Annotated in this window: 1 protein-coding gene; it reads left to right on the top strand. The window is 70.0% G+C overall.

Annotated features, from left to right (window positions below):
- A partial coding sequence (locus SB717_RS37545; protein WP_410908222.1) for a DUF924 family protein occupies positions 1-257 on the top strand: 257 nt, incomplete at both ends.

Here is a 257-nt window from a genome sequence, read left to right as displayed (position 1 = left end):
GCCACGATCTGGCCCTGCCGGCGCCCGACCGGCGCGCCTTTGTCTACCTGCCCTTCGAGCACAGCGAGGACGCCGACGACCAGGCGCTCTGCGTCGCCCTGTGCGAGGAGCGGGTTGGCAACGACGACTACACGGACTATGCGCGCCGTCACAAGGCGGTGATCGACCGGTTCGGGCGGTTCCCGCATCGCAACGCCTGTCTCGGCCGCGAGACGACGGCGGAAGAGGCGGCCTTTCTGGAAGAGACGCCGACCGGC

The organism is Priestia sp. SIMBA_032 (assembly GCF_046535215.1).
GTDB classification, from domain to species: domain Bacteria; phylum Bacillota; class Bacilli; order Bacillales; family Bacillaceae_H; genus Priestia; species Priestia aryabhattai.
This window is presented reverse-complemented; position numbering and strand designations above follow the sequence as displayed.